At 63.4% G+C, this 26,822-nt stretch carries 25 protein-coding genes and 2 pseudogenes; 14 read left to right on the forward strand and 13 right to left on the reverse strand.

The genetic code is table 11. The features are described 5' to 3' along the window. Nucleotides 1-35: 35 nt before the first annotated feature. The gene (gene pepN, locus LBW94_RS34000; protein ID WP_225062332.1) at nt 36-2,609 is read right to left on the reverse strand and encodes an aminopeptidase N; all 2,574 of its coding nucleotides are present in this window, start codon (nt 2,607-2,609) and stop codon (nt 36-38) included. Nucleotides 2,610-2,844: 235 nt separating this feature from the next. Between pepN and LBW94_RS34005 the strand changes: the two genes are divergently transcribed. Together LBW94_RS34005 and LBW94_RS34010 are read left to right on the forward strand one after the other, a co-directional pair. Then, entirely contained in the window at nt 2,845-3,669 is an 825-nt protein-coding gene (locus tag LBW94_RS34005) for a phosphoribosylaminoimidazolesuccinocarboxamide synthase (RefSeq protein WP_225062333.1), read from the forward strand. Nucleotides 3,670-3,827: 158 nt separating this feature from the next. Continuing rightward, nucleotides 3,828-5,372 carry a class I adenylate-forming enzyme family protein gene (locus LBW94_RS34010; protein ID WP_225062334.1) on the forward strand — a complete coding sequence of 515 codons (1,545 nt, stop codon included), beginning with the start codon at nt 3,828-3,830 and terminating at the stop codon, nt 5,370-5,372. A gap of 18 nt (nt 5,373-5,390) precedes the next feature. Here the strand turns inward: LBW94_RS34010 and LBW94_RS34015 are convergent, their stop codons facing one another. Further along, complete coding sequence (locus tag LBW94_RS34015; RefSeq protein WP_225062335.1) at nt 5,391-6,611, reverse strand: NAD(P)/FAD-dependent oxidoreductase; 1,221 nt, start codon at nt 6,609-6,611, stop codon at nt 5,391-5,393. Between the two features lie 258 nt (nt 6,612-6,869). On the opposite strand from LBW94_RS34015, the gene LBW94_RS34020 reads away from it, so the two are divergent. Together LBW94_RS34020 and LBW94_RS34025 are read left to right on the forward strand one after the other, a co-directional pair. After that, entirely contained in the window at nt 6,870-7,517 is a 648-nt protein-coding gene (locus LBW94_RS34020) for a DsbA family protein (RefSeq protein WP_225062336.1), read from the forward strand. Between the two features lie 117 nt (nt 7,518-7,634). Continuing rightward, on the forward strand, nt 7,635-8,408 hold the full coding sequence (locus LBW94_RS34025; RefSeq protein ID WP_225062337.1) for an RNA ligase family protein: 774 nt from the start codon (nt 7,635-7,637) through the stop codon (nt 8,406-8,408). Between the two features lie 20 nt (nt 8,409-8,428). On the opposite strand, the gene LBW94_RS34030 is transcribed toward LBW94_RS34025, so the two are convergent. Next, entirely contained in the window at nt 8,429-9,394 is a 966-nt protein-coding gene (locus tag LBW94_RS34030; RefSeq protein WP_225062338.1) for an aldo/keto reductase, read from the reverse strand. Between the two features lie 86 nt (nt 9,395-9,480). Between LBW94_RS34030 and LBW94_RS34035 the strand changes: the two genes are divergently transcribed. The 3 genes from LBW94_RS34035 to LBW94_RS34045 all read left to right on the forward strand — a co-directional run bounded on the left by LBW94_RS34035 (nt 9,481) and on the right by LBW94_RS34045 (nt 11,436). Then, on the forward strand, nt 9,481-10,038 hold the full coding sequence (locus tag LBW94_RS34035; RefSeq protein ID WP_225062339.1) for a TetR family transcriptional regulator: 558 nt from the start codon (nt 9,481-9,483) through the stop codon (nt 10,036-10,038). Nucleotides 10,039-10,135: 97 nt separating this feature from the next. Then, nucleotides 10,136-10,549 carry a helix-turn-helix domain-containing protein gene (locus LBW94_RS34040; protein WP_225062346.1) on the forward strand — a complete coding sequence of 138 codons (414 nt, stop codon included), beginning with the start codon at nt 10,136-10,138 and terminating at the stop codon, nt 10,547-10,549. Nucleotides 10,550-10,560: 11 nt separating this feature from the next. Further along, nucleotides 10,561-11,436: a S1 family peptidase gene (locus LBW94_RS34045; RefSeq protein WP_225062340.1), complete on the forward strand. Its 876-nt coding sequence runs from the start codon at nt 10,561-10,563 to the stop codon at nt 11,434-11,436. 37 nt (nt 11,437-11,473) lie between these two features. On the opposite strand, the gene LBW94_RS34050 is transcribed toward LBW94_RS34045, so the two are convergent. From LBW94_RS34050 to LBW94_RS34070, 5 genes are all read right to left on the reverse strand, one after another. Next, the gene (locus LBW94_RS34050; RefSeq protein ID WP_225062341.1) at nt 11,474-12,823 is read right to left on the reverse strand and encodes an SMODS domain-containing nucleotidyltransferase; all 1,350 of its coding nucleotides are present in this window, start codon (nt 12,821-12,823) and stop codon (nt 11,474-11,476) included. Continuing rightward, nucleotides 12,823-13,305 (reverse strand): hypothetical protein, encoded by a 483-nt coding sequence (locus tag LBW94_RS34055; protein ID WP_225062342.1) that lies wholly within the window; start codon nt 13,303-13,305, stop codon nt 12,823-12,825. The genes LBW94_RS34050 and LBW94_RS34055 overlap by 1 nt, the downstream gene beginning before the upstream one ends. A 192-nt stretch (nt 13,306-13,497) precedes the next feature. Further along, nucleotides 13,498-13,893 (reverse strand): hypothetical protein, encoded by a 396-nt coding sequence (locus LBW94_RS34060; protein ID WP_225062343.1) that lies wholly within the window; start codon nt 13,891-13,893, stop codon nt 13,498-13,500. After that, complete coding sequence (locus LBW94_RS34065; protein WP_225062344.1) at nt 13,890-15,335, reverse strand: hypothetical protein; 1,446 nt, start codon at nt 15,333-15,335, stop codon at nt 13,890-13,892. The genes LBW94_RS34060 and LBW94_RS34065 overlap by 4 nt, the downstream gene beginning before the upstream one ends. Nucleotides 15,336-15,965: 630 nt before the next feature. After that, nucleotides 15,966-17,140 (reverse strand): IS3 family transposase gene (locus tag LBW94_RS34070; RefSeq protein ID WP_416277007.1). Its coding sequence is split into 2 segments (ribosomal slippage): nt 15,966-16,885 and nt 16,885-17,140, totalling 1,176 coding nucleotides; the frame shifts between segments, so codons are not numbered across the junction. Nucleotides 17,141-17,293: 153 nt separating this feature from the next. On the opposite strand from LBW94_RS34070, the gene LBW94_RS34075 reads away from it, so the two are divergent. The 3 genes from LBW94_RS34075 to LBW94_RS34085 all read left to right on the forward strand — a co-directional run bounded on the left by LBW94_RS34075 (nt 17,294) and on the right by LBW94_RS34085 (nt 18,340). Then, complete coding sequence (locus LBW94_RS34075) at nt 17,294-17,503, forward strand: hypothetical protein (RefSeq protein ID WP_225062751.1); 210 nt, start codon at nt 17,294-17,296, stop codon at nt 17,501-17,503. 64 nt (nt 17,504-17,567) lie between these two features. Continuing rightward, a complete protein-coding gene (locus LBW94_RS34080) occupies nt 17,568-18,140 on the forward strand; it encodes a hypothetical protein (RefSeq protein WP_225062750.1) in 573 nt (190 codons plus the stop codon). After that, a complete protein-coding gene (locus LBW94_RS34085) occupies nt 18,140-18,340 on the forward strand; it encodes a hypothetical protein (protein ID WP_225062749.1) in 201 nt (66 codons plus the stop codon). Before LBW94_RS34080 ends, LBW94_RS34085 begins: the two co-directional genes overlap by 1 nt. Nucleotides 18,341-18,676: 336 nt before the next feature. On the opposite strand, the gene LBW94_RS34090 is transcribed toward LBW94_RS34085, so the two are convergent. The 3 genes and pseudogenes from LBW94_RS34090 to LBW94_RS34100 form a co-directional block, all read right to left on the reverse strand. After that, complete coding sequence (locus LBW94_RS34090; protein WP_266272824.1) at nt 18,677-19,021, reverse strand: hypothetical protein; 345 nt, start codon at nt 19,019-19,021, stop codon at nt 18,677-18,679. Nucleotides 19,022-19,283: 262 nt separating this feature from the next. After that, nucleotides 19,284-19,739 (reverse strand): hypothetical protein, encoded by a 456-nt coding sequence (locus tag LBW94_RS34095; RefSeq protein WP_225062747.1) that lies wholly within the window; start codon nt 19,737-19,739, stop codon nt 19,284-19,286. Nucleotides 19,740-19,749: 10 nt separating this feature from the next. Next, nucleotides 19,750-20,040, reverse strand: a pseudogene (locus tag LBW94_RS34100) (integrase core domain-containing protein); the annotation flags it as partial. A gap of 149 nt (nt 20,041-20,189) precedes the next feature. Here LBW94_RS34100 and LBW94_RS34105 point away from each other — a divergent pair. Both LBW94_RS34105 and LBW94_RS34110 read left to right on the forward strand, forming a co-directional pair. Continuing rightward, nucleotides 20,190-21,364 (forward strand): IS3 family transposase gene (locus LBW94_RS34105; RefSeq protein ID WP_416277007.1). Its coding sequence is split into 2 segments (ribosomal slippage): nt 20,190-20,445 and nt 20,445-21,364, totalling 1,176 coding nucleotides; the frame shifts between segments, so codons are not numbered across the junction. Between the two features lie 60 nt (nt 21,365-21,424). Beyond that, complete coding sequence (locus LBW94_RS34110; RefSeq protein WP_266272826.1) at nt 21,425-22,753, forward strand: IS30 family transposase; 1,329 nt, start codon at nt 21,425-21,427, stop codon at nt 22,751-22,753. 32 nt (nt 22,754-22,785) lie between these two features. Here LBW94_RS34110 and LBW94_RS34115 read toward each other — a convergent pair. After that, a pseudogene (locus LBW94_RS34115) lies at nt 22,786-23,726 on the reverse strand (IS3 family transposase); the annotation flags it as partial. 271 nt (nt 23,727-23,997) lie between these two features. Here LBW94_RS34115 and LBW94_RS34120 point away from each other — a divergent pair. Beyond that, complete coding sequence (locus LBW94_RS34120; protein WP_225062746.1) at nt 23,998-24,339, forward strand: helix-turn-helix domain-containing protein; 342 nt, start codon at nt 23,998-24,000, stop codon at nt 24,337-24,339. After that, nucleotides 24,336-25,805 (forward strand): tyrosine-type recombinase/integrase, encoded by a 1,470-nt coding sequence (locus LBW94_RS34125; RefSeq protein WP_225062745.1) that lies wholly within the window; start codon nt 24,336-24,338, stop codon nt 25,803-25,805. The genes LBW94_RS34120 and LBW94_RS34125 overlap by 4 nt, the downstream gene beginning before the upstream one ends. Here the strand turns inward: LBW94_RS34125 and LBW94_RS34130 are convergent. Next, nucleotides 25,793-26,800: a DDE-type integrase/transposase/recombinase gene (locus LBW94_RS34130; protein ID WP_266272829.1), complete on the reverse strand. Its 1,008-nt coding sequence runs from the start codon at nt 26,798-26,800 to the stop codon at nt 25,793-25,795. The genes LBW94_RS34125 and LBW94_RS34130 overlap by 13 nt on opposite strands. Between the last annotated feature and the right edge of the window lie 22 nt (nt 26,801-26,822).

Consider the following 26,822-nt stretch of genomic DNA (forward strand, 5'->3'; position numbering starts at 1 on the left):
GGATCGAACATCCACGCCCCGAGGCCGTGTCGGACCTACAGTGCGTCGAAGGCGCGGGCGCGCAGGGAGCGCTCGATTCCGGCCTTGCCCTCCACCACCAGGCGGCGCAGGGCCGGGGGGTGGTCGGCGGAGAGGAATTTGTCGGCGACGGCGACGGCTTCCTCACTGATGGCCCAGTGCGGGTAGAGGCCCACGACGACGGTCTGGGCGACCTCGCTGGAGCGGCGCTCCCAGACGGCGGGGATTTCGGCGAAGTAGCGTTCGACATAGGGCTGGAGCAGGTCGGATTGGCCGCTGGGGGCGAAGCCGCTGACGATGGCACGGGCGGTGATGTTCGCGACCTTGTCGTCGTTCATGGCGGTATGCCAGGCGTTTTCCTTCACCTCCGCCTGGGGGCGGGCGGTGGCGGCCGCGGCGGCGTGGCGGCGTCCGGCGGCGGTGGGGTCGCGATCGAGTTCGCCGTCGATGAACGGGGTTTCGGTCGTTTCGGCGTCGACCTCGCCCGCGGCGGCCAGCGCCACCACGATCCGCCAGCGCAGGTCGGTGTCCACCACCAGGCCGGGCAGGCCGACCGTCGCCGGATCGGCGTCCAGCAGTTCGGTGAGCACCTCGGTGTGCCAGGCGGACAGGCGGGCGCCGGTCAGTGCGTTGGCGAAGGCCAGTTGGTGATCCGAGCCGGGTGCGGCCTCACGGGCCAGTTCCAGCAGGCGGTCGGCGAAGGCCGGCCAGCCGGTATGCTCGGCCCATTCCGGGTCGGCGTAGCTGCCGAGGGCGGTCTGGGCCTGCATCAGCAGGCGTTGCACCACACCGATTTCCGTCTCGGCGGCGATGCCGCTCTGCACCAGGGCGACGAAATCGCGGGGGCGCATCTCCGCCTGCCGGGTCATCTCCCAGGCGGCCGACCAGCACAGGGTGCGGGGCAATGATTCGGCGATGTCGGCGATGTGGGCCACCACGGTGTCCAGCGACTCCGGGTCCAGCCGCACCGAGCAGTAGGTCAGGTCGTCGTCGTTGACCAGGACCAGTTTGCCGCGGGCGACACCCACGAGTTCCGGCACCTCGGTGCGCTCGGCCGCGTCCAGGTCGAGTTCGACGCGCTTGGTACGCACCAGCTTTCCGTCGACCTCGTCGTACACGCCGACCGCCAGCCGGTGCACGCGGTGTTCGCCGGCGCCCGGCGCGGCGCCCTCTTGTACGACCGTGAACCGGGTGAACGCCCCGTCGGCGACCTCGAAGTCCGGCCGCAGGATGTTCAGGCCGGTGGTCTTCAGCCACTGCGCGCCCCAGTCGGAGAGGTCACGGCCGGAGGACTTCTCGAGCGCGCCCACCAGATCATCGAAAGTGGCGTTGCCGTAGGCGTGTTCGGCGAAGTAGTCGCGCAGACCCGCCAGGAACGGTTCCAGGCCCACGTAGGCGACCAGCTGCTTCAGCACCGAAGCGCCCTTGGCGTAGGTGATTCCGTCGAAGTTCACCTCGACCGCGGCCAGATCCGGGATGTCGGCGGCGATCGGATGTGTCGAGGGCAGTTGATCCTGCCGGTACGCCCACGACTTCTCGACATTGGCGAAGGTGGTCCAGGCGTTGGTGTACTCGGTCGCCTCGACCTGGCACAGCACCGAGGCGAAGGTGGCGAACGATTCGTTCAGCCACAGGTCGTCCCACCACTTCATGGTGACCAGGTCGCCGAACCACATGTGCGCCATCTCGTGCAGCACCGTCTCACAACGCCGCTCGTACGAGGCGCGCGTCACCTTGGAGCGGAAGACGTAGTCCTCGAGGAAGGTGATCGCGCCCGCGTTCTCCATCGCGCCCGCGTTGAACTCCGGCACGAACAGCTGGTCGTACTTGCCGAACGCGTACGGCACACCGAAATTGCGGTGGTAGAAGCCGAAACCCTGCTTCGTCTCGGTGAACAGCCGATCGGCGTCCATGTGCTCGGCCAGCGAGGCGCGGCAGTAGATGCCCAGCGGGATCTCGCCGTGCTCGTCGGTGTAGGCGTCGGTCCACTTCGCGTACGGGCCGGCGATGAGCGCCACCAGATAGGTGCTCATCCGCGGGGTGGTGGCGAAGGTGTGCTCGACGCCGGCGCCGACGGTCCGGGTGGCGGTGGTGGCGCCGTTGGAGATCACCTGCCAGTCCTGCGGAGCCGTGACCGTCAGGTTGTAGGTGGCCTTGAGGTCCGGCTGATCGAAGCAGGCGAACAGGCGCTTGCAGTCGGCGGTTTCGAACTGGGAGTACAGGTAGACCTTGTCATCGGTCGGGTCGACGAACCGGTGCAGGCCCTCGCCGGTGTTCGAGTACTGGCAGTCCGCCTCCACCACCAGTTCGTTGTGCTCGGCCAGCCCGCCGAGGGTGAGACCCTTCGACTCGTCGTAGTCACCGATGTCGATCGGCACGCCGTTCAGGGCGGCGGAACGCACACCGGCGGCGACGATGTCGACGAAGGTCTCCGCACCCGGTGTGGCGGTGAAGGTCACCGTCGATCGTGAGACGAACGTATCCGTGGCCGAGCCCTGCTCGGTGAGGTCGAGCTCGACGCGGTAGTTGTCCACCTGGATCGTCGCGGCCCGCGTTACGGCCTGCTCACGGGTGAGATTCGGTGCGGACATGGAACTCCTTCGCTCGTGGGCGATGCGGAACGCGGCCAGAGCCCAGGATGCCACGTCCCGTTCACGGAGTTCTCGCCGCGCGGAACTGTCCCAGCTGAAAGGTCTGTGCGGGGGTCCGGGCGGATCGTCGCGGAGGCGATACCGCTCCGTGCTCGAGCGCGGCCGCGACCGGCCGGTAAGGTGACCGCGACAAGGGTCATCGGTGCGGTCGTGGCGGCGGATTCGGAGGAGCGGCGTGAAGCATATCCATGCAGGCAAGGTGCGCGACCTGTATGAGGACGGCGACTCGCTGATTCTGGTGGCCTCCGATCGGGTGTCGGTCTACGACGTGGTGCTGCCGACCCGCATTCCGGACAAGGGCGCGCTGCTCACCAAACTCTCGAACTGGTGGTTCCAGTTCTTCGCCGACGTGCCCAATCACGTGCTGTCCACCACCGATGTGCCCGCCGAATTCGCCGGCCGCGGGGTGCGGGTGAAGCCGCTGAAGATGGTCGCGGTGGAGTGCATCGCCCGCGGTTACCTTGTCGGCTCCGGCCTGAAGGAGTACGAGCGCACCGGGGCGATCTCGGGGGTGACGCTGCCGCCGGGCCTGCGCGAGGGCGACCGGCTGCCCGAGCCGATCTTCACGCCGACCACCAAGGCCGCCGAGGGGCACGACGAATTCATCACCTTCGACGACGTGATCGCCCAGGAGGGCCGCGAGGTCGCCGAACGGTTGCGGGAATTCACCCTGGAGATCTACACCCGCGGCGCGGCGCACGCTGCCGGGCGAGGTGTCATCATCGCCGACACCAAACTCGAGTTCGGCTGGGACGGTGACGTTCTCACCCTCGGCGACGAGGTGCTCACCTCCGATTCGTCGCGGTTCTGGCCCGCGGCCGAATGGGAACCGGGCCGTCCGCAGCGCTCCTTCGACAAGCAGTTCGTCCGCGACTGGGCGACTTCCACCGGCTGGGACAAGGAATCGCCGGGCCCGGAGATCCCCGCGGAGGTGGCCGCCGCGACCCGCCGGAAATACGTCGAAGCGTACGAACTGATCACCGGCGACACCTGGGATTGATCCAGTTGCGCGGCGAGTCGCAGTGACGCCGCGCGAACGCCGCGCAGGGACAGTGCATTCGGCATTACCGTGATTCCACACGCACGACCGCGGCCGCCCGGCCCGGATACGGTGCGCGGTGCGGGCCGGACGGTCTGTGCCGTGGAGTTCGAGGTGAGGTGAGCACGACCATGGACCATCCGATGACCGGCGCACAGACGGTCGCCACGTTACTGGCGTACTGGGCGGCGGAGACCCCGTCCGCGCCGTTCCTGGTGTTCGACGATCTGGCGGGGAACATCGAATTGGTCGACTACCGCGGCACGATGGAGCTGGCCCGGCGCGGCGCGGCCGTGCTGAGCGGGCTCGGCGCGGGTCGCGGTGACCGGGTGGGGCTGGTGCTCGACAACAGTGTGGAGTTCCTCAGCTGCTGGTTCGGCGCCGCGCTCACCGGATCGGTGATCGTCCCGCTGTCCCCGCAGAGCACGGCCGACGACCTGAATTACGCGCTCGGACACGCCGAGTGCGTGGCCGTGGTGTGCGGTCCCGCGCAGGAGGAGACGGTGCGGGCGGCGACCGCGGTGGCGGTGGTGGTAACCGGGGCGGCATTCGATCGCCGCGCGGACGGGCGGGTGCCGAAGGCGGTGCGCGTCCGGCCGCAGGATCCACTGGCGATCCTGTACACGTCCGGAACCACCAACCGGCCCAAGGGTGTCGTCGTCACGCACGCCAACTACGTGGCCGCGGGTCTGACCGTCGCGCAGGGGCTGCGGATCCGGTCCGACGACCGCTGGCTGGTGGTGCAGCCGCTGTTCCACGCCGACGCCCAGTACTACTGCACGATGTCGGCGCTGGTGTCGGGGGCGTCGCTCGCGGTGACCGCGCGTTTCTCCGCGACCCGCTGGGCCGCGCAGGCGTGTATCCACGGCGCCACGCTGACCAGTCTGTTCGCCACCCGGCTGCGGATGATCCTGGCCGCCCCGGAAACCCCGTACGACGCGCAGAATCGGTTGCGCGCGGCCCTGTTCGCGCAGAACGTGTCCGAAGCGCAGCTGGTCCGTTTCCGCACCCGGTTCGAATGTCCGCTGCGGCAGCTGTACGGCATGACCGAGACGGTCTCGCCGCCCCTGCTGAATCCGCTGTTCGGCCCGCACGACAATGCCACCCTCGGGCTGCCCACCGCACCCGGCCGGGTGCGAGTCGTGGATCCGGACGGCGCCGACGTCGTCCCGGGCGAGGTGGGGGAGCTGCTGGTCGGCGGGGTACCCGGTTACACGCTGATGGCCGGCTACCACAACGACCCTGCGGCCACCGCCGCGGTCATGTCGGACGACTGGCTGCGTACCGGTGACCTCGTGCGGCTGCGGCCGGACGGTTTCATCACCTTCCACGACCGGGCCGACGACGTGATCAACCGTCCCGGGGAGAACGTCTCCGCCGCCGAGGTGGAGCGGGTGTTGTCCGAGCACCCCACGGTCGCCGACTGTGCCGTGATCGGGGTGCCCGGCAGCACCGGCGAAGAGGCGATAGTGGCGTACGTGGTCTGCCACGAGCCCGTGCCGCACGTCTCGGAATTGCTCGCGCACTGCATCGAATGGCTACCGCGGGCGAAGGTTCCGGACCGCATCGAGATCGTCGACACGCTGCCGCGGACCGCGGTCGGCAAGGTCCGCAAGCATCTGCTCCGCGACGGTGCGCGCACTGTGGAACCGGCCGCCGGCTGAATCACCGGGCCGGCAGCCCTACAGCTCCGTATCCGGGTCGGCCAGTCGTTGCGGATCGGCCGGCCGGCCCGTGACGATCAATTCCCGGATGCGCTCGGTGACGTCCCAGACGTTCACGTTCATGCCGGCGAGGATCCGGTTGCCGGAATCCAGCCAGAACGCGATGAATGCGCGGCGGCCGAGGTCGCCACGGATCACGATCGAGGCGTCCTGCCCGGGTGCGACGTGGCCGGTGTACTCCATCCCCAGGTCGTACTGGTCGGTGAAGAAGTAGGGCAGCCGGTCGTAGACCGCCGGGCGGCCCAGCATGGTCGCGGCCGCCACCGTGGGCTGATTGAGGGCATTCGCCCAGTGCTCCACCCGGATCCGGCGGCCCAGCAACGGATGCTGCTGTTCGGCGATGTCGCCGATGGCCACGATCGCCGGGTCGGACGTCGCGAGGCTCTCGTCCACCAGGATGCCGTCACCGGTCGGCAGGTCGGCGTCGACGGCCAGTTCGACATTGGGCCGCGCGCCGACCGCCAGCAGCACCGCGTCGGCGGCGATCACCGTGTCGTCGGTGAGCCGGACACCGGTCGCGCGCCCGTCGGTGGTGACGATCTCCGCTACCCGGGCGCCGCAGCGCAGATCGACCCCGTGGTCGCGGTGCAGTTCGGCGAAGACCGCGCCGAGCTGCTTGCCGAGTGCCGCTTGCAGCGGCACCTCCTCGGCCTCCAGCACTGTGACCTCCAGCCCGGCGTTGCGGGCCGCCGCGGTGACCTCCAAGCCGATCCAGCCCGCGCCGATCACGACCAGCCGATGCGCCACCCCGAACAGTGTCAGCAGCGCGTCGGACTGTTCGATGGTGCGCAGTTCGTACACCCCGGCGGCGTCGGTACCGGGAATCGGCAGCCGCCGCGGCCGCGATCCGGTCGCCAGCGCCAGCCTGTCGTAGGGCAGGGTCGAACCATCCGGTAGCACAACGGTTTTCGAGGTCCGGTCGATGGCGGTGACGGTGGTGTCGCGGCGCAGGTCCACCCGGTTCTCGCGATACCACTGCTCCGGGTGCACGGTGAAGTCGACCAGTGCCTGTTTACCGAGGAGATGGTCCTTCGACAGGGGCGGCCGTTCGTAGGGCAGATGCGACTCCGCGCCGATCAGCGTGAGTGCCCCGGCGTACTCCTGCGCCCGCAACTGCTCGGCGAGCTTCGCCGCGGCGAGCCCGCCGCCGACGATGACGAACCTGGAATCCTCGGTCATATCCGGACCTCCTGTGCCGACCGCGCCGCTGTCCGCGTGATCGGGGTCGATGGACCTCTGCTGGACCTCTGCTGGACCTCTGCTGTCGATGATCTCTCCGGTACTACCCGCCTCCGCGCGCTCGACACTACTGCCGACCACCGACAACGTCCGCCATCGACAACCCCGGAAATAAAGGGAAGTTCCCGGCGTTGATGTCGGTCGACGGCTCAGTGTGCCGTCGTGCCAGACACCAACTTTCCGGAGAGGACAACCGACGTGACGACCGCACAGACCGGTGCCAAGGACCGTGTCGACTTCTGGTTCGACCCACTGTGCCCGTGGTGCTGGATCACCTCCCGCTGGATCCTCGAGGTCGAGAAGGTTCGCGACATCGAGACCCACTTCCACGTGATGAGCCTCGCGGTGCTCAACGAGGGCCGTGACCTGCCCGAGCAGTACCAGGAAATGATGAAGACGGCGTGGGGCCCGGTGCGCGTGGCCATCGCCGCCGCCCAGGAGCACGGCGACAAGGTGCTGTCGCCGCTGTACACCGCGATGGGTACCCGCATCCACAACCGCCGCGAAGAGTACGAGCGCGCCGACCGCGCCGAGATGCTGGCGGCGGTCGTGGCCGACGCCCTCGCCGAGGTCGGCCTGCCGGCCGAGCTCGCCGAGGCGGCCGGTAACGGCGGCTTCGACGAGGAGCTGCGGGTCAGCCACCACGCCGGCATGGACAAGGTGGGCCCGGACGTCGGCACGCCCACCATCCACATCAACAGCGTCGCCTTCTTCGGCCCGGTGCTCTCGCGCATCCCGCGTGGTGAGCAGGCGGGCAAACTGTGGGACGCGTCGGTCATCCTCGCCGCCTACCCGCACTTCTTCGAACTGAAGCGCACCCGCACCGAGGGCCCGGAGTTCGACTGAACATCCGGACCGGCTCGCACACCTCGCGCCCGGACCCCGGCCGCGGTGTGTGCGAGCCCGTCCAGCGGGCCCGAAATCCGATGGACAACCCGCTCGGCCGCCGCCCACCATGAAGCGGTGAATTTCGATGTCCGTACCGCCGACCTGGACGCGATCAACAGCGCGACCAAGTACCCCTCGATCCCGACCTACCACGGGCTCGGCGAGCGTGGCGCGCTGACCGCCGGTGTCGTCGAGTTCCGGGGACCGGTCGTGGGAACGGAGAAGGTCGACGGCACCAACTCCCGGGTGATCGGCCTGCCGGACGGCTCCTGGCTGCTGGGCAGCCGCGAGGAATTGCTGTGCGCCCGAGGCGACCTGATCGGCAATCCGGCCCAGGGAATCGTCGCGGCGCTGCGGGATCTTGCCGAGGCGCTGCCACCCGCGGACGCCGTGGTCCGGGTGCTGTACCTGGAGGTCTACGGCGGCAAGGTCACCGCCGCGAGCAAGCAGTACACCGGCGAGCGCGGCGTGGGATACCGCCTCTTCGACATGGTGGTGCTGTCCGAATGGGACGAGCTGTCGCGCCGATCGGCCGCCGAGCTCTCCGCCTGGCGTGAGTCGGGCGGCCAGCGGTTCGCCACCGAGGACGAGTTGACCGCTGCCGCAGCCGATTTCGATCTCGAGCTGACGCCGCGCCTGTTCACCGTGGACGCCGCCGAACTGCCGCACGAGATCGAGGCGATGCGGGAGTTCCTCGGCGCCCGGCTGCCCGGGACCCGCTGCCGGCTCGACGCCGGCGCGGGCGGCCACCCGGAAGGGATCGTGCTGCGGACCCCGGATCGCTCGGCGATTGCCAAGGCCCGCTTCGAGGACTACGACCGGACCCTGCGTCGCCGGCGCCGGGCCTGACCCGGGGCCCTGGCGGCGCCTCACCGGTGCGCGGTCAGGGCATCCAGGCGAGCGAGTTCGGTCTCGGTGAGCCGCAAATCCATGGCGTCGCTGTTGTCCTGCGCGTGGCGGGGTGCGGAGGCGCCCGGGATGGCGACCACGGTGTCGCCGTAGTGGGTGATGAGCCAGGCCAGCGCGATCTGGGTGGGTGTGGCGCCGTGTGCGTGGGCGATTGCCCGCAGCTCATCGATCACCGGCCGGGTCCGGGTGAGGGTGCGGGTGGTCAATCGCCCGAGGGTCCGGCGGATCGGCCGGAGCGTGGCGAGGCGGGCGGGATCGTCGTGGAACTTCCCGGTGAGCAGGCCCGAGCGCAGCGGTGCGTAGGCGATCAGGGTGATGCCCAGGCGGCGAGCGGTGTCGAGGACGCCGTTGGACTCCACGGCCCGGTGCAGCAGGCTGATCTGCACCTGATTGGACACCAGCCGCAGCCCGTACGAGCGCAGCACCCCGTCCGCGTGTTCCATCTGCCGCGCGGAGAAATTGCTGACCCCGACCGCGGCGATCTTCCCGGATCGCTGTAGCCGTGCCATCGCATGCAGTTGACCGGTCAGCGGGGACAGGCTCGTGTGTGGTTCGTGGATCTGATACAGGTCGATCGGGAAGCCCTGTAGCGCTTCGATTCTCGTGTCGATGGTGCGTTCGATGTTGGCGGCGGTCCGGCCGAGCGGCGCCCACTTGGTGGCGACGGTGACCTCCCCGGCGCCGACTCCCGCCGCTTTCAACGCGGTGGTCAGGGCGCGTTCGGAGTGGCCGCGACCGTACATCTCGGCGGTGTCGAACCAGTTGATGCCACCGTCGACAGCCGTGCGGACCACCGCGTCGATCGTGCCGGGGTCGAGTGCGCGATAGAACTCGGCGACCACCCCCTGTCCGGCGAACTGCATGCAGCCCAAGCCGATCGGGCTTATCTCGCGGTCGGTGGATCCCAGTCTGCGGGTGTGGGTCATATCGTCTCCCGGAAGCGAATGAGACACTAGTGTCTCAATGAGAGACGGTGGCGTCAATAGGGGAGACCGCTGTGTAGGCTGCGGTGATGGCCGGACGGGCATTGCGTGATCACATCGAGGCGGCGATCCTCGATGCGGCCGCCACGGTGCTCGCGGACCGTGGACCGGCGGTGAGCATGGCGGAGATCGCCGCCGCGGCCGGTGTCGCCCGGGCGACGTTGTATCGCTATTTCCCCAACCGCGAGGCCCTGCTGGAGGGTCTGCTCGCCGCCGCGTCGTCGGATCTGCTCGCCCGTATCGACGATGCCGAACTCGACACCGTCGCCGTCCCGGAGGCCCTCGCCCGGCTCACCCGCGGATTCCTCACCGCGGGAGGCAAATACGCGGCATTGATGCAGCCCGGCGGGAAGACGGACAAGGATGCGGAACTCGATGCGCAGCTGAGCGAACCGGTACGCCGACTGCTCGCCCGCGGTGTCGACGAGGGCGCGCTACGGTCCGACCTACCGGTCGACCTGCTGTTCGACATGTACACCGGATTGCTGGAGAAGGCGCTGTACGCCATCCTGCGCCGCACCACCGGACTCGAGCAGGCCGGCGCCGCCGTGCTCACGATCTTTCTCGACGGAGCCCGCCCGGCCTGATCTCCGGAGCCGACATCCGCCGCGGCCGCTGCCGGGTGGGCCGGACCTCACCGCCGTCGGCGCGGTCGCTGATTCGAGCAGGGCGATCGTGGTCGAGATGCTGGGACGGTATTCGAACCAGTGGCACCCTGATCAGTTGCGGCGGGTGATCGAGCGTGTGGAGGTCACGTCACCTCATCGACCAGCGAAAACCTCTCAGCCTCCACGGATTCGGCGACTGGATCGACGGCTGTCGGCAACGACCGTCGCCGAGTTGGCAGCAGCCTACGAGGCTGGCATCTCTACCCCAGAGCTATGCAAGCGATACGGACTGTCCAAGGGCGGCATACTCAAGCTGCTGCGTGAGGCAGGGGTGGAGATGCGGCGGCAGGGGCTGACGGAAGAGCAGACGGCGCTGGCGATTCAACTCTACGAGGCCGGTCACTCGTACGGCGCGGTCGCTGTGAGGTTGAACAAGGCCAAAAGCAGTGTGAGAGCGGCGATCCTGCTGGCACAGGGAGGCGGGACGTAGACTATTGCCCCATGTCCACTGGCTTTGGTAACTCGGCACTGTACGCGGCCTGTCGGGTGAACGCGACCCACTTTTACGAACCGGGTAACCAGACAAGTCGAGGTACAGGCACAGGCTTTCTGGTTGGCATGGAAAGCAGTGGCCATGCTGCGCTAGTCACCAACCGTCACATTGTAGACCTGCCGTGGGCTAAGCCGTCTTACGATGGCGCTCAAATTACCGAGCTGATAGTAGATGCCTGGTACGGTCCCGAGCCTGAAAAGATGGTCCTTACCCTTGATTTCACTAAGATCAGTTACCATCCAGACGACTCCGTAGACATTGCGGCCATTGACGTGTCCGAGGCGGTGACAAAAGTGGATTTTCCGAGTATTAGTCATGTGGAAATAGATCCCGCCGAAAATGCCGCTGCAGTCGAGTTGCATTACAACATTCCGCAGAGCCTCCTTGCTACCGAGGAGCATTTCGATTCTCAAATTGAAGTTGGCGAAATGACCTTCCTGCCGGGCTATCCTGAATGGTACGACAAAAAAGGTGGTCGCCCCATACTTCGAACAGGCACGATCGTGAGCGATCCTCGCCACGATTATCGACGACTGGAAGGGGAGCCGACTCGCACTGATGGTAATTATCAAATGCTTTTCGATGCCTTCTCTACTAGCGGTAATTCAGGAAGTCCGGTATTCGTTGGGCAGCGAGGCATCAACGTAGGCCCAGGGCTCAGCTACGATGGAGCCTACCGGCCGCCGCTGGTTATCGGGATAAACGCCGGACACTACGACAGTAAGTTTGAAGATCCTGACGGAATGTGGCGTATGCATCACGCCGGACTTTCCCGAATGTACAAGTCTACGGCAATCGCCGAATTGCTTAAGGCGTTGCAGTAGCGCTTTACGGAAAGCGCACAGCAGGACTCGAAATCTACTATGCACTCCATGGGAACCGGCGGTCCCGGATATTAATCCTATATGGGGAGCTACGCGCAACAACGTGATCAGCATGAACAAGAAAAACCTCTACCAGATGCGAACCCGTGAAAGCGGTTCTTTCCCAGTGCTGGGCGGGATCTGGTGAAGGACGGTGATCTAGTCGCCATGCCTTTATAAAATTCCCTCGTAGGGAACCATTCGTTTTGGCGTGGTTGCCGGTATTTGTAATGCGCCACCACACATCCACAGAGGTAGGGCCAGAGTAGTCGGCTTCGAATCTCAGGGAACTCCCTGCCGACAAGACGGCACCATCGTTTGCATACGGATTCCATTGCTTACCCTTGCCGCACTGGCTCCAGGCTCGGACGGCTACCGTGTAGCGAGAATCCAACGACTCAGACCAGCCATGAATTTGTGGCGACTCTGCGTGAGACATGTCGGCGAGTTGTATCGCGAACCGATCTTTGTCAACGGCAGGAAAGGCATCTCCGAGCAATTCGCGCCAGTAGTCGACCGTTTCGACGAGATCGTCTGATTGGCCTGCACTGCCGACCAGATCAGCCGCTTCTGCCAGCTCTCTCTTAAAACTACTGAACGACTCGACTGTCCATCTCTCGGCGAGATTCTCTGTTTTCAAAACCGGATTGAGCACTTCCGGTGGCGAATCGAGCGGAGATAACTTGTTGTGCAAAGCAAGAATTGTTTGCGTCACACGCTCAGCATCGTTGACGGCAATAGCAGGTAGATGCTGCCATATCAGAACCTGGAGGACGATCGACTTAATCGCGCCTCTTACCTCCTGGTGCTCGTCACGCCATCGCTTAAGCATCTGTACCGTCCGCTGGAAAGGCTCTCCCTGCTGAATGCACCAGTTCGTGTATTCAGCAGGAGCCGTTGCGTGCCAGCCACTTGACTTCCGTGGTGCGTCCAGCGGTGCATCCGCTTCCGTCAGGCACAGCCGGACTGGCACGACGTCGACGTGAAATTTTCCAATCTCATCGTCAGCATACTCGATGCGTACGCACGGCTGTTTTGGCTTCAGCCTATCCTTGTAGCGTCCATGGCTTTCGAGCTTCTCAAATAGGTCTTGAAGAGCAGTCTCCGGTGTCTGATCCGTGGTTGCGCATACGCAAATGATGTCGACATCGTATTCTCCGCCATCGACGGGCTTCACGGCAGTGCCGTTTGCATACGAGCCTTGCAAGAAAACACTCTCGGTCGTCAGCGCATAGCGATCCGCCAGGAAGTCGATCAGCGTGTCTGACGCGCTCGTGATCCTGTCGACTTGCTTTTGTCCAAGTGAAATCTTATCCAGGAAGGCATCAAAATATGACTGAACGTCCACTACACCTCTCTCCAGTTCCTGATGGTGACAAGAACCCATCGCCAGGGTTGTAATGATAGATGGTGGCGAACGTCGCGGAGAAATCCGTCCTGGACCTCTGGACTTATCATCGGATGCTCATCGTTCGAGTCAGAATTGCCTTTTTTGCCAGGGTTGTCCCATGCGTCACGGATAAGAGCCCGAGTGGCTTTCTTCGCCTCCTGAATTAGCTTCCGGTAGCTTCGCCTCATGTACTTCGACTCGCTGCCGATCCAGCCTTCGTAATAGTCGAGGCGTTCTTGAAGATCATGAAACTTGTCGATGACGACGCGCTCGCCTTCATCTGTATTATCACGCCGTCGTACTCTGTACAGCATCTCCCGCCACTCTAAGGCGGCTCGAAACGCTTCTCCGTACATCTGCCGACGCCGATCGCGCCGGGCGAATACTCTAGCAAAGAGGGCGGACAGCACGGCGACCGTGACCGCGCTGATGGCAGCCACACCAGCCACCACCAGCTTTACTTCATTGTCCGTCCACGGAGAGCTAATTTCTCGATCCTTCCCGAGTTTTACAAATGATCCTCAGATTGCCTTATTATGCGCTCAATGGATTGTACGTGCAAGCAAATGGACCGCTTGCAGAGGCGTGCGGAAGAAAGAGGTCCAGATAGTATTTATCGACTCTCAATCTTTCTACGATTCGGCCGTAACCTCGGACGTCGTTACGTCGCGCTCAATCGCCTCAAATACGCCGATGTCGGTCTTCTGTTGCCACTCGGGCAGCTGATCCCATGGCGCAATGTAGCCCGGTTTCGGGTCCGGAATCCGCGCCAGAATTTGCCCAATCCAGCAGATCGCGACGAACTGCCCCTTCACCTCGGGACTCAAGCGAGTAGCCGCGCCATCCGTGGCCTGAATGAAGTCGACCACCTGCCGGTACACCGCTGCCGCACTGGCACGCTCCCAGTCGGGTGTGTTCTCCCACGGCGCGATGTAGCCGTCCTTCGGCGTGCCGGGATAGTGCGTGGTGACGCCAGTGATCCAGGCTTCGCGGAAGACCTTGCCGCCGTGCTCGTTGTCGCTGCTCACAGTGCTCCTCGTCCGTATGCGGGTGACGTTGCCAGCCTAGTGATTTGGTCTGCCAGATGGGCCACATGACGATCAGTAGGTAGTTCCGCCAGATGCGATCGCAGTTGGTCGAGCCGTCGCCCGACGTACCCCGAGCGAGTACGACGAGCGATGTCGACGCTCGCGCCGCCGAACCACACTGTCTGTACTGGATCTCCCCGGAGGGCGCCGGCTGCGGCAAGGTCAACGAGCACGCTGGCCCTGCGGCGGGCGGACAGAGGTCGTTCGAGGAGAGGGTTCAGGATGCGTTCGGCCGGCTCCGGTTGGCCAAGTTGGATCAGGCAGCTGGCCTGTTCCTCATCGATGCGTTCGCCTGAGAAGCGCAGCCACCCCACCGATGGCGTCCCACCTAACCCGAGGACGCCACGGGCTGCGTCGAAGGCTCGCTGGCATTCATCGGCTTCCCCTCGACCAGCTTGCACCTGAGCCCGAACACTTTCGGCCCAGAAGCGCGTTGGTAGTGCACCGTCGCCACGACGAGCTACCTCTATCGCCTCTTCCGCCAGCGGCAGGGCATCGTCATAGCGGTTGTCGAAGATCCCGATGTAGGCGTGTCGGGTCAGCGCACAGGCCCACAGATCGTAGGCCTGTGCATCGGCCGCAAACGTACCCGACAAGGCGTAGCAGTGAGCTGCTTCCGCCAGGTGGTTGCCGTCGAGCAAAATTTCGCCCGTCAGCTGGAGGACGTCGGCGATCAGTTCGAGCTGACGACTGCGGAGCTTCGCACCGGGAGAGCTTCGCAGCCCATCGACGAGGATGGTCAGGTGCTCGCGCGCGGCGCTGAAGATCGTTGCCTTGGTCTCGGCCTCGCCGTAACTCTTCCAGAGCATCTGGTTGAGGATGGCGTGCTGATCGAGCACGCCCCCGTCGACGCGGCCTGAGGCCGCTGTGAACTGCACACGATCCCAGTCGATGGCAGGCGGCGTGACGAGTGTGGTTGTGGCGATACTCAGGAGCCGCAACAACTCGCGCCGGTTCATGTCCGATATCTCCGTGGGGTAGACGCCGCCGGGTATGGCGGACTGGCCGTCTTCCACAGTAGTCGGTACGGACGTACCAACAGACAGGTCGGTTGCGTTTCGAGGCGGATCGTCGCTGTTCAGCGCGCCTTTCGCCGATTCTCTTCGTTGGGATACCGGATGACGCTCGCGCCAGGCAGCTTCACCCTCGATCAGAATTTGCTCGAACCGGGCACGATCATCAGCCGTCGCTCGCTGGTCGAGCGTGGTATCGAGAATCGCCTGAGTGTTCGAGCGAGGTTTGACCGCACCGAGGCCGGTCCGCCAGTTGACGACCGTGGTGCCTTCGACGCCGAGCAGCGCCGCGAAGTCGCGAACGGATCGACGCATGGCCTCTTGCAGCGCCGCCGCCTCGAATCCGGTCCACTCCCGCCCTCTGACCATTACCCCGCCTACGTCACGTCAACTGAACTGGGCAAACACTTTCGGTGGCCAAACCCTACCCGAGCGCGCGAGTTCGGCAGTTGTGCTGCTGAAGGGTCCACCTTCGGCACCGCGTACGGAAACGGACAAATTTCTATCGGGTCCGTCGCGTACACCTTAAGGAACATCGCTAAAGCACTGTGCCCCTTGGCAATTCGCGTCGATCGGCCCATGGCCCTACCTCACGATTTGTCCGTTGACCTGGGGAAATGGGATTGCTACCCCAACGGTACCCCACCATTACGCGATCGCGCCGAAATTGGCCGAACGGGCACGGTTAAACCGGCACCCGGCACCAAGTCGACGCCGTTTCCCCTCGTGCGGCGCACCATCCCCGGAGAGCTGAGGAAGGTGGCGAAAGCCCTTGGTGCCGGGTGCCTTTGACCTCTCACAAGTTAGAAGGTGCCCGAAATGCTGTCCAATACTCTCGCCATTCATCAGTGCGTCGTGCAATCCGAACAAGAGATGCACAAAGCACCTGAACACGACTTCACAGTGTCGGAAGCGCATCGGGTCATGCAATTCCATGTCGCCTGCTGCGCCAAGCGTTGAGGGGCCGGAAAGATTTCGGACAGCGAGGTTTTGGATTTCTTATGCTGCCTTGCTCCGGTCGAACCACTCGGACTCTACTTCGTTCGGTGTGCGGTAGTCAATTCCTGAGTGGAGTCGAATCTGGTTGTACCGCAATTCGATATAGCTGGTGATGTCCCTTCGCGCATGTTCGCGGGTGGGGTACTCGGTGCGGTTGACCCGCTCGTTCTTCAGGGTGCCGTTGAACGATTCCGCCCAGGCGTTGTCGTAGCATATTCCGGTGCGGCCGACGGAGCGTTGCACGCCCAGTTCCGCAGCCACGCCCGAGAATTCGGCCGAAAGATATTGCGCGCCGCGGTCGCTGTGAAAGATTGTCTCACCCGGCCGGAACGGCAGATTACATGCCGCCATGCGGAGCGCGTCGGCCACCAGTTCGGTACGCATATGATCGGCCATCGCGTACCCGATCACTTTTTTCGAGAAGCAATCCAGCACGGTCGCCAGATACAGCCATCCCTCCCAGGTCCGGATGTAGGTGATGTCGCCGACCAGCTTGGTCGCGGGCGCGTCGGCGGTGAAGTCGCGGCGGACCAGATCGGGCAGGTCACCGGCATCGCCGGCGACGGTGGTGACCGGACGCCACGGCCGCGGCTGGCACGCCACGAGCCCCAGCTCACGCATGATCGTGCGGACCGTCTCCGGGTCCACGACGGTGCCCCGGCGGGCCAGCTGGGCGTGGATGCGCCGATACCCGTAGGTGCCGTCGGAATGCTCGAAACAGAACCGGATCTCAGCAGCGAGGATCTCGCGCCGCTGCGCGGTGGCCGAGGACTCACGGTTGCGCCACGAGTAATACCCGGACCGGGACACCTTCACCCACCGGCACATGGACACGACGGGATGACTGCCTTCTTCGGAGGCGATGAACGCGTATTTCACAGTCACCGGTGCTTCTTCGCGAAGAAGGCCACCGATTTTCCCAAGAAGCGGTTCTCCTCCTCCAGTTCCCGGACCCGCCGCTCCAATTCCTTCAACCGGGCCCGCTCGGTCACAGTCAACTCCGTATCGGCCGGCGGGTGGGCCTGCCGGAACTCCCTCACCCAATTCCGGATCGTCTGACCGGTGACACCACAATCACGGGCCACATCCTCGACCGCCCGGGACTTCTCGACAACCTCCCGGGCCGCGGTATCCCGGAACTCGGGACTGAAATTCCGCGACTTCTTCTGTGCCACAGACAACTCCGTTCAGTTACCCCAATCCTACTTTGGGGCACTGTCCGAGAACCTTGGGGCACCTCACGTTGCCCGAGGAAGGCTACCGCGCTTCGGGCTTTGGTCGAGGCCGGCCGGGTCATCCCCTCGACGAGCAAACCGAGCTGAACCCCCATGTCCTCCGCACGTTCGCCTCGGCGCATCCGTCATATCCACATCGAATCTGGCGCGTTGAGCTTGGACTACCAGGCCAGCGAAGAGCAGGCCAAGAACGTGGCCGATGAACTGGCACAGACGTTTTCGGAGCTGGAGCTTCGGGTGACTGTCGATGACGACGTGCGGTCGGATCTGCCGCCACTTCCCTGTGCCGAGCTGTGGGAGTGAGCGCCAAAAAGCTTTTTGGCCAACAGCTTTCAGAAAAATACTCCTTGAAAAGGATACCTGTCCTATGCCCGACGACCGTCCCACCTATTCCGTGTACGGCCTCACCCCGGATCGGCCTGTGGCGATCAGCTTGCCACCGGTAGAAGCGATGCCAGACCAGCCGTTGCCGGACGCTGGTCCCTTCTTGCGCGTGTGCAGTGGAGCAGAAGCGCCGAGCACGGCGATGATGCGGATCGCGGTCCAGTTGGTTGGCATCTGGCACTATACCCACGAGCAGCGCCCCAAGGAGCCGGAAGCTCTGGCTCGGCTGAACGAACAGCTGAATCTCGCCATCTGGCTCATTGATCGGGAGGCGGGTGGACACGTCAAAAACGTTGTCCCCCAAGCTGATGCGCCGCTCGCACCATCGTCGTATGGTCAGTGGGCTGCGTGGCTGATCTGGAAATATCTGCTCTACGCCTTGCGCCAGGACGCCGCCGAATATCAGGAGCGTGACGCGGCCGAACTGCTGCGATGCGTCCAGTCGTTCGATGCCTTGGTCGACAGCGTGCAACGGGGCCGGCTGCGGTTGCCTGCGGAAGCCACTGATGTGTTTCCGCCGAGGATGGTGGCTCACGAGCCCGGAGGTTCCTCGTGATGGCTTCGGACCCGTTACCGGACAGAACGTTTGTTCACGCGGACGGCAAGCTGGCCGAATTCATGTGCCAGGTGTCTTTGCTGGAGCTGACGGTCGAACGCGCTCGGGTACTGCGCCACATCCATCGCTTTCACCATCCTGATGAGTGCAGGGTGCATCTGGAAGCGGCATATCTGCTGCTGGTCGAGGATTGCTGGTGACGTCGGTGTCGCCGCTGGTATGGATGCTGTGGCCGATTTCGGTGGTCGTGGTGGCGGTGCTGGGGTTTCGGGCGGGACAGTGGTGGAGGAAATATCGCCAGCCTGCTCGACATAGGTTCGTGCCCGGACAGTATGAGCACGACGGTTGGGATACTCGGGACGACAGGGAGAGGCCGGAGGGATCGCAGCCGGCCTCAGCCCCAGAGGTGGGGACTGATGGCGACACAGTGGTATTGCCGCGATTGCAGGATGTTGTGCCTCCGGTACGGGCAACTCCGATTCGGAGGCCGCCGTGGCTACGCCACGAGCATAGTCAGCCGATTAGCAGTTTCCCGCTCATCGGAGGAGGAACGCATACATCACATTGGGGCGTTCCCGAACCTCATCAATCATCAAATGCCATATAGGCTTTCGATATTCGTCTGCTGTTTCTCTGCCCTTGTGAACAACCGGTGTAAGGGCGGGATCATTTGACGCGACGGCAAGACATGCGGCGAACACGCGGTATCGCGCTGTCGTATACCAGTGCGCGTCACACTCCTCAAGTCGATCTGCCACCCTCGCCATATTCACCGTGGCGTCTCTGAGGTCGTCCAGTGAGTAATCAAACAGATACATCATCTTGGCGATCCCCGGTACGGAATCGCTATCGAAAATTCGCCGCGCTGTTTGCTCATCCATTCCGTCGCCTGTACTCACAGAGCCCGGCGTTGTCAGTTCCTGCACTGCGGATATGACCAACCATGGAAAAACTCTGTAGTCGTACCTCTCCTGACCGCCCTCTAATGTATCGTCCGCGACTGCTTCATCGTGATCGAAATCGAGTTCAGTTTCGGGCGAGTACGCTGCCGTGAGCGCGCGGAACCGAGCTGCTTGATCTAGTAACTCATAGTAAAGCTCCGTAACGATCTCAAAGCTTAGCGATCTAATTCTATCGTAGGCATTACTGAAGAGTTCGACGGTGCGAGACGCATAGGTTCTGGCCTCTTTCAGGGCACGTTTTGCGGGCCGCGTCTTTGGACAGGATCCTAATCCGTTCTGCAAGCTCAAAATCTATCGGCTGCCCATTTACAGCGAACTGCTCTTCCTGCAACGCTACAAGGTCAGCAACTATTGAATAGGCTTCCTCGCGGTCAAAGCGCAACAGCAAGTCGCCATACAGGCGGAGACTTTCAAGGGCGATCCATGTGCTTTCTATGTTGTTTCGCTGTAGCGCACTCTTTGCATTGGACACAAGTATAGGAGTCGCCATGTCGATGGCTCCCCTTGAAGCCAGCGTTCGCCCGAACGCGAGAAGAAAATCTAGATCGTCGGCTGTTCCTTGATTGTTCAGCTGTCGAGTCATCGCTTCTTCGACCGCCGGTATGATGCTCGGGCCTTGACCCCGGAAGTTGGACACGGGGAAATGATTATGCTGCCAGGCCGACAGTATCGGACATGAGCGTGTTCTCGTAATCGACCGGACTTCGGTAACCGCAGTAGGAATGTCTTCTGCGTGTGTTGTATCGAGTGATCCACCGGAACACCGACAACCGCGCCGCGCGGGCTGATTCCCATCGGGCCGCGCCCTGCAGGGTCTCGCGTTTCAGGGTCGCGTTGAACGACTCGGCGAGCGCGTTGTCCGCACTCGAGCCGACCGCACCCATCGACTGCATGACACCGAGTTCGGCGCATACGGTCGCGAAAGCCTTTGCCGTGTACTGCTCAGGTTCAACCGGTGGTCGCAACACCCGAGGTCATGGAGGGTGTTATGGGACGGCCATCGGACTGGATGCGGGAGGTCTGAGGTGCCCCAAGGTTCTCGGACAGTGCCCCAAAGTAGGATTGGGGTAACTGAACGGAGTTGTCTGTGGCACAGAAGAAGTCGCGGAATTTCAGTCCCGAGTTCCGGGATACCGCGGCCCGGGAGGTTGTCGAGAAGTCCCGGGCGGTCGAGGATGTGGCCCGTGATTGTGGTGTCACCGGTCAGACGATCCGGAATTGGGTGAGGGAGTTCCGGCAGGCCCACCCGCCGGCCGATACGGAGTTGACTGTGACCGAGCGGGCCCGGTTGAAGGAATTGGAGCGGCGGGTCCGGGAACTGGAGGAGGAGAACCGCTTCTTGGGAAAATCGGTGGCCTTCTTCGCGAAGAAGCACCGGTGACTGTGAAATACGCGTTCATCGCCTCCGAAGAAGGCAGTCATCCCGTCGTGTCCATGTGCCGGTGGGTGAAGGTGTCCCGGTCCGGGTATTACTCGTGGCGCAACCGTGAGTCCTCGGCCACCGCGCAGCGGCGCGAGATCCTCGCTGCTGAGATCCGGTTCTGTTTCGAGCATTCCGACGGCACCTACGGGTATCGGCGCATCCACGCCCAGCTGGCCCGCCGGGGCACCGTCGTGGACCCGGAGACGGTCCGCACGATCATGCGTGAGCTGGGGCTCGTGGCGTGCCAGCCGCGGCCGTGGCGTCCGGTCACCACCGTCGCCGGCGATGCCGGTGACCTGCCCGATCTGGTCCGCCGCGACTTCACCGCCGACGCGCCCGCGACCAAGCTGGTCGGCGACATCACCTACATCCGGACCTGGGAGGGATGGCTGTATCTGGCGACCGTGCTGGATTGCTTCTCGAAAAAAGTGATCGGGTACGCGATGGCCGATCATATGCGTACCGAACTGGTGGCCGACGCGCTCCGCATGGCGGCATGTAATCTGCCGTTCCGGCCGGGTGAGACAATCTTTCACAGCGACCGCGGCGCGCAATATCTTTCGGCCGAATTCTCGGGCGTGGCTGCGGAACTGGGCGTGCAACGCTCCGTCGGCCGCACCGGAATATGCTACGACAACGCCTGGGCGGAATCGTTCAACGGCACCCTGAAGAACGAGCGGGTCAACCGCACCGAGTACCCCACCCGCGAACATGCGCGAAGGGACATCACCAGCTATATCGAATTGCGGTACAACCAGATTCGACTCCACTCAGGAATTGACTACCGCACACCGAACGAAGTAGAGTCCGAGTGGTTCGACCGGAGCAAGGCAGCATAAGAAATCCAAAACCTCGCTGTCCGAAATCTTTCCGGCCCCTCAGTCACCGGGCGGGCGCCGATGAAGTCGCCGGGACATCCCGGCCATCAGCGTTCGGTCGAGCGCTTGTTCTGGGACAAGATCGCAGAAGGTGTCCTGCCGACGGAAGCCGGTGTGGTGGTGGGGGTATCGCCTGTCGCGGGTACTCGATGGTTCCGCGATGCTGGCGGGATGTCACCGTATTCCTGGAGCCGGCCCGGCGGCCGCTACCTGTCGTTCGCCGAGCGCGAAGAGATCGCGCTGCTGAAGGCTCGGGGCATGGGGGTGCGGCAGATCGCACAGGTGCTGGACCGCAGCCCGTCGACGATCTCGCGGGAGCTGCGGCGCAACGCCGCGACTCGTGGCGGCAAGCTCGACTACCGCGCATCGGTTGCCCAGTGGAAGGCCGAACTGTTCGCTGGACGCCCGAAGACTGCGAAACTTGTTGGTAATCAACAACTCCGAGAATATGTTCAGCACCGCCTGGCGGGACGGATCGCGGACGCGGAAGGCCGGGTTGCCGCGGGCCCGGCGACCGGAGAATGGACCGGCCGGAACAAGCCGCATCGAGCGGACCGGGCCTGGGTTCAGGCGTGGAGTCCGGAGCAGATCTCCCAGCGGCTGCGGATCGATTTCCCTGGCGACCCGTCGATGCGGATCAGCCACGAAGCCATCTACCAGGCGCTCTACATCGAAGGCCGCGGAGCACTCGACCGCAAGCTCATCTTGAACCTGCGCACCGGCCGGGCCCTGCGCATGCCCCGCGCCCGCTCGAAACGCGTGGCCTGGGCGCACGTCACTGCCGACGTGCTGATCAGTGAACGTCCCGCCGAAGCCGATGATCGTGCCACCCCTGGCCACTGGGAAGGCGACCTGATCATCGGCACCGGCCGCTCGGCCGTCGGCACCCTGGTCGAGCGGAACACCCGGTTCACCGTGCTCGTCCACCTGCCTCGCGAGCGCGGGTGGGGTGAGTCCGCGCCGGTGAAGAACGGTCCGGCGCTCAGTGGCTACGGAGCGTCGTCGATGAACAAGGCGCTGACCGCCGCATTGAACAAGATTCCCGAGCGAATGCTGAAGTCCCTGACCTGGGATCGCGGCAAGGAGCTATCTGCGCATGCGGCGCTGACACGCAAGACCGGTGTCCCGATCTTCTTCGCCGACCCGCACAGCCCGTGGCAGCGCGGAACCAACGAGAACACCAATGGCCTTCTGCGGCAGTACTTTCCGAAAGGCACCGACCTATCACGTTGGACCAAGCGTGATCTCGCCGCCGTCGCAGGCGCCCTCAACACGCGTCCGCGAAAGGCCCTCGGATGGCGCACCCCGGCCGAAGCGATGGAACATCACCTACAATCGCTTTCGAAATAATTGTGTTGCGACGACCAGTTGAATCCGCCCTGGCTTCCGTGGTCGGAATGAAAGATCGCACCCTCCAGGCCGCCTCGGTTCCGGGCCGCGGCCCGCAGAGCGTCGGAGACGAGTTCGGTGCGCATGTGGTCGGCGATCGACCAGCCGGCCAGCCGCCGTGAGTGGCAGTCGATGACGGTCGCGAGATACAGGAATTCGCCGTTACCGCAGGGCAGGTAGGTGATGTCACCGACGTAGCGGGTGTTCGGCGCGGCGGCGGTGAAATCACGGCCGAGCAGGTCCGGTGCTTTCTGATCGGCGGGTTCCGGGATGGTGGTGCGGTGCCGGCGGCGCAACCGCAGCCCCTCGATGCCGTGCTCACGCATGAGGCGTCCGATCCGTTTGTGGTTGACCCGCTCACCAGCGGGGACACTGTCGTTGAGCTCGGCGGTGATCCGCGGCCGGCCGACAGTCCGGTCGGCGTCGTGGACCTTCCGGATCCGCTCGACGAGGCGGGCATCAGCGTCCGCGCGCGCCGCACGGGCGGGTGCCGCGGCGGCCCAGGCGTAGTAGGAGGAGCGTGCGATGTCGATGACCTGGCACAACCGCTTCACCGGGTAGGTGTCGGAGTGGTCTGCGACGAACTGGAAGCGGTTCACCAGCGCGTCTCCCCCGCGAAATATTTGGCCGCCGACCGGAGGATGTCGCGTTCGGTCTCGAGCTTCGCCTTCTCGGCCCGCAACTGCTGGACCTCGGCGCGCAGGCGGGCGGCTTCCTGCTCGGGTGTCTCACCCGCCGGTGAGGCCGGGCCGCTGGTGCCGGTCGCGGCGCCGGGCTTGCGGACGGTGATGCCCGCGGTTTTGAGCCAGCCGGTCAGGGTGGGGTGGGAGATGCCGAGGTCGGCGGCGATCCCGGCCACGGTCGCGCCGGGAGTGTCGCGGTAGAGCGCGACCGCGTCGCGGCGGAATTCCTCGCTGTATGTCTTGCGTGCCATCGGGTAGATCTTCTCGCTTCCCTGGCCTGGAGGCCAAGATCAGCGTGTCCACTACCTGGGGTCAGGGCCCGCCTATCTTCAGGCCAAGTATGCCAGCTTGCCCAAGAAGGCTCACTACCGTATCGAGGGTTATTTTATGGCGCAATGCGAGCTTTACGACGTTTCTTTTGAATTTGATCGCTTCGAGGCGGGTTCGAATGGAGGAATTCGCAAGACTGGGCGGAGCTGATCTCTAATAAATCTATGTCCCTTCGGGGTGAGAGGAGGTGTTATGACCAACCATCCAACGGCAAAATTTCTCGACAGTGCGACTGCCCTGCGGGTTCTGGCGAATACTTCGCTGCGTGTTGCAGACGGAGAAAAAATTGAGACTGCCTGGCTTATTCAGCAGCTAAAGACGGGTACGGAACCTGGTCCCTCTTCAGCGGTTGGTTCTCTTCTCACGATACCTGAAGCGGCAGATCAGCTGCGATTGAGCAGATGGGGCGTGTACGACCTTCTCCACAAGAAAGATCTACTGTCGGTGAAACAAGGACGCCGCCGGTTTATCCCTTCCAGCGAAATACACCGCTACCTTGAGTCGCTTCCTCTTACCGGAGGCCAGTTACTATGAGCCGCCGCGTGAGAGGCGGCGGGAGCGTCTACAAGCGGAAAGACGGACGATGGGAAGGTACGGCCTACCTCCCTACTCCAAGCGGCGCGGTACGTCGCGTCAGCGTCTACGGGAAGACGGGCAAGGAAGCTAATGATAAGCTGGCAATCAAGCTAGCCGATGCAAAGCGCGGTATACCAGTTCCGGAACGTGCATGGACAGTCGGCGGTTATCTTGACTATTGGATGGCCAATGTTGCACCGAAAGATTTGCGTCCGTCAACCTTGTATATGTACGAAGGAATCATTCGGTTACATATAAAGCCGGTTCTCGCCTCTCGGTCACTTACGCGGCTTACGGTCGTTGAACTACAGAAATTTATGAACGAGCAGGTCGCGCGGGGCATGACCAACTCGACAAGTATTCAGGTCAAGACCGTGCTCATGGCTGCATTGACGAATGCGATGCGCGAGGATGTCGTACAAAGAAATGTCGCTCGATTGGTGAAGCTCAAAACCCCTGAGCGTAAACAGGTTCACCCATGGACAGTGGAGGAAGTCAAGCATTTCCTTACCTTCATCAGAGAGGAGCAGCTGTATCCTGCATTTCTCATAACTGCCATCTACGGCACGCGGCTAGGCGAGGTCATGGGTCTCCGCTGGTCGGATATTGACTGGGAGCGCAACATACTTCATATTAGGCAACAACTGTTGATCGTGGGGAATGAATTCATGACCGGACCCCTTAAGACCAAGCAGAGCAAGCGCGACCTTCCACTTTTGTTGCCTGTGCGCCTAGCGCTGATCGAATACCGACAGACAATGATGAACCTTGGCATCGAACCGGCTGATGACTTGGATCTAATCTTTCGGAATGAAAAAGGTCTCCCTGTTCGGCCAAGTAGGTTCGGCCAGTATCTATTTCACAAGCTGGCAAAGGCGGCGGGTCTTCGGCGAGTTCGTTTCCATGATTTCCGACACTCTGCGGCAACACTGCTCAAGAATCTCGGAGTACCAGACAAGGATATACAGGGGATTTTGGGTCACGCCAAAGTCAGTACTACTCAGGAAATCTATCAACATGTCGATATATCCGTGCAGCAACAAGGACTCAGTCGAGTAGAACATGTGCTGATGAATTCTGATGCTAGCACCCAAGGCCGTCAACTACTACCGTCGAGGACTCGATTTGAGGACAGCGGCACACCGATTCAATCTGTTGACAGGCCGGATGATCGTGAGATGCAAGTCGCTATACCATATTTTGAACGGCTCACAAGTGATCGCTCGTTGACCCCTGTCATGCAGCAGCTGCGAGCAGCCACGACAAAGCGTATTTTTGGCTCATTTGCCGTCAATTTAGCCGTCAAAAGTAGTCAATCCAACAGCTCAAGTCTGGTGCTATGGGAGTGGCTGCCACTCCGAGAAGCGCTCACGCCATCCCCTTCTCGGAAGCTGTCAATCCGGATGAGACATCAGGCTGCGTAGGGGGTTTGTGGCGGGTGGTCGGTTCGGAGGGTGGCTGGCGGTTCGTTGATCCAGACCCGGATCGGCAGCCTGGGTGGTAGCGGTCGGCGGCCGTGGAAGCGTTCGGGGTGAGCCGTGAATGCCTGGTCCAGGGTCTGGGCTCGGCGTTGCTGGATCCCGGCGGCGGTGCCGTCGTGTACCGATGCTGCTGTGTGCCATGCGATCCCGGAATGGCGGTACTCGTAATTGTAGTACCGGAAGAACGCCGCGCAGAATTGGCGTGCGTCTTCCAGCGAACCGAACGCGCCGGGAAATGCTGGGCAGTACTTCAAGGTTTTGAAGTTCGCTTCAGAGAAGGGGTTATCGTTCGACACGTGTGGCCGGGAATGGGACTGGTCGACCCCGAGCCGTGCATACAAGCCGGCGACGGTGTTCGATGTCATCGACGTGCCGCGGTCGGCGTGGACAGCGCCGGGTATGACGCCGTTATTTGCTTCGATGGCGTGGAGGATGAATTCTTTGGCGAGTTCACCGGTTTCGGTGGGCCAGATCTCCCAATGGATCACCTTGCGGGAGAAGATGTCGAGGATGACATACAGTTGATAATAGATTCCGCGGGCGGGGCCTTTCAATTTCGTGATGTCCCACGACCACACCTGGTTCGGTGCGTCGGCCATCAGTTCGGGTTTCTTGCGCGGCGGGTGGATGGCTTGGGCGCGGCGTTCGCCGGTCTGGCCGCGCTCACGCAGTAGTCGGTACATGGTGGCCACACTGGCCAGGTAGACGCCCTCGTCGAGGAGCACCGCCCACACCTGCGCGGGTGCTTTGTCCGCGAACCGCGGCGAGTCCAGCACCGCCAGAATCCGGTCGCGCTCGGCGTCGCTGAGCTGCGCCGGATGCCGACCCGGCCGCCGTTGCCGGCGCGGGTGCGGTATCGGATTACGGCGCCGATACTCGGTGGCACGAGACCTTCCCAACAGCGAACAGGTCGCCGAAACACCCAGTAGCTGTTCCAATCCCGGCGTCTGCTGGGTGAGG

This window comes from Nocardia sp. alder85J, assembly GCF_020176955.2.
Taxonomy (GTDB): Bacteria; Actinomycetota; Actinomycetes; order Mycobacteriales; family Mycobacteriaceae; genus Nocardia.

Excerpts from the sequence above, each read along its gene's own strand:
- LBW94_RS34065 (WP_225062344.1), bottom strand. The coding sequence starts at position 15,335 with ATGGTCAGAGGGCGGGAGTGGACCGGATTCGAGGCGGCGGCGCTGCAA.
- LBW94_RS34045 (WP_225062340.1), top strand. The coding sequence starts at position 10,561 with ATGTCCACTGGCTTTGGTAACTCGGCACTGTACGCGGCCTGTCGGGTG.
- pepN (WP_225062332.1), bottom strand. The coding sequence starts at position 2,609 with ATGTCCGCACCGAATCTCACCCGTGAGCAGGCCGTAACGCGGGCCGCG.
- LBW94_RS34015 (WP_225062335.1), bottom strand. The coding sequence starts at position 6,611 with ATGACCGAGGATTCCAGGTTCGTCATCGTCGGCGGCGGGCTCGCCGCG.
- LBW94_RS34090 (WP_266272824.1), bottom strand. The coding sequence starts at position 19,021 with ATGGATGAGCAAACAGCGCGGCGAATTTTCGATAGCGATTCCGTACCG.
- LBW94_RS34030 (WP_225062338.1), bottom strand. The coding sequence starts at position 9,394 with ATGACCCACACCCGCAGACTGGGATCCACCGACCGCGAGATAAGCCCG.
- LBW94_RS34040 (WP_225062346.1), top strand. The coding sequence starts at position 10,136 with ATGCTGGGACGGTATTCGAACCAGTGGCACCCTGATCAGTTGCGGCGG.
- LBW94_RS34110 (WP_266272826.1), top strand. The coding sequence starts at position 21,425 with ATGAAGTCGCCGGGACATCCCGGCCATCAGCGTTCGGTCGAGCGCTTG.
- LBW94_RS34075 (WP_225062751.1), top strand. The coding sequence starts at position 17,294 with ATGTCCTCCGCACGTTCGCCTCGGCGCATCCGTCATATCCACATCGAA.
- LBW94_RS34035 (WP_225062339.1), top strand. The coding sequence starts at position 9,481 with ATGGCCGGACGGGCATTGCGTGATCACATCGAGGCGGCGATCCTCGAT.
- LBW94_RS34080 (WP_225062750.1), top strand. The coding sequence starts at position 17,568 with ATGCCCGACGACCGTCCCACCTATTCCGTGTACGGCCTCACCCCGGAT.
- LBW94_RS34120 (WP_225062746.1), top strand. The coding sequence starts at position 23,998 with ATGACCAACCATCCAACGGCAAAATTTCTCGACAGTGCGACTGCCCTG.
- LBW94_RS34125 (WP_225062745.1), top strand. The coding sequence starts at position 24,336 with ATGAGCCGCCGCGTGAGAGGCGGCGGGAGCGTCTACAAGCGGAAAGAC.
- LBW94_RS34085 (WP_225062749.1), top strand. The coding sequence starts at position 18,140 with ATGGCTTCGGACCCGTTACCGGACAGAACGTTTGTTCACGCGGACGGC.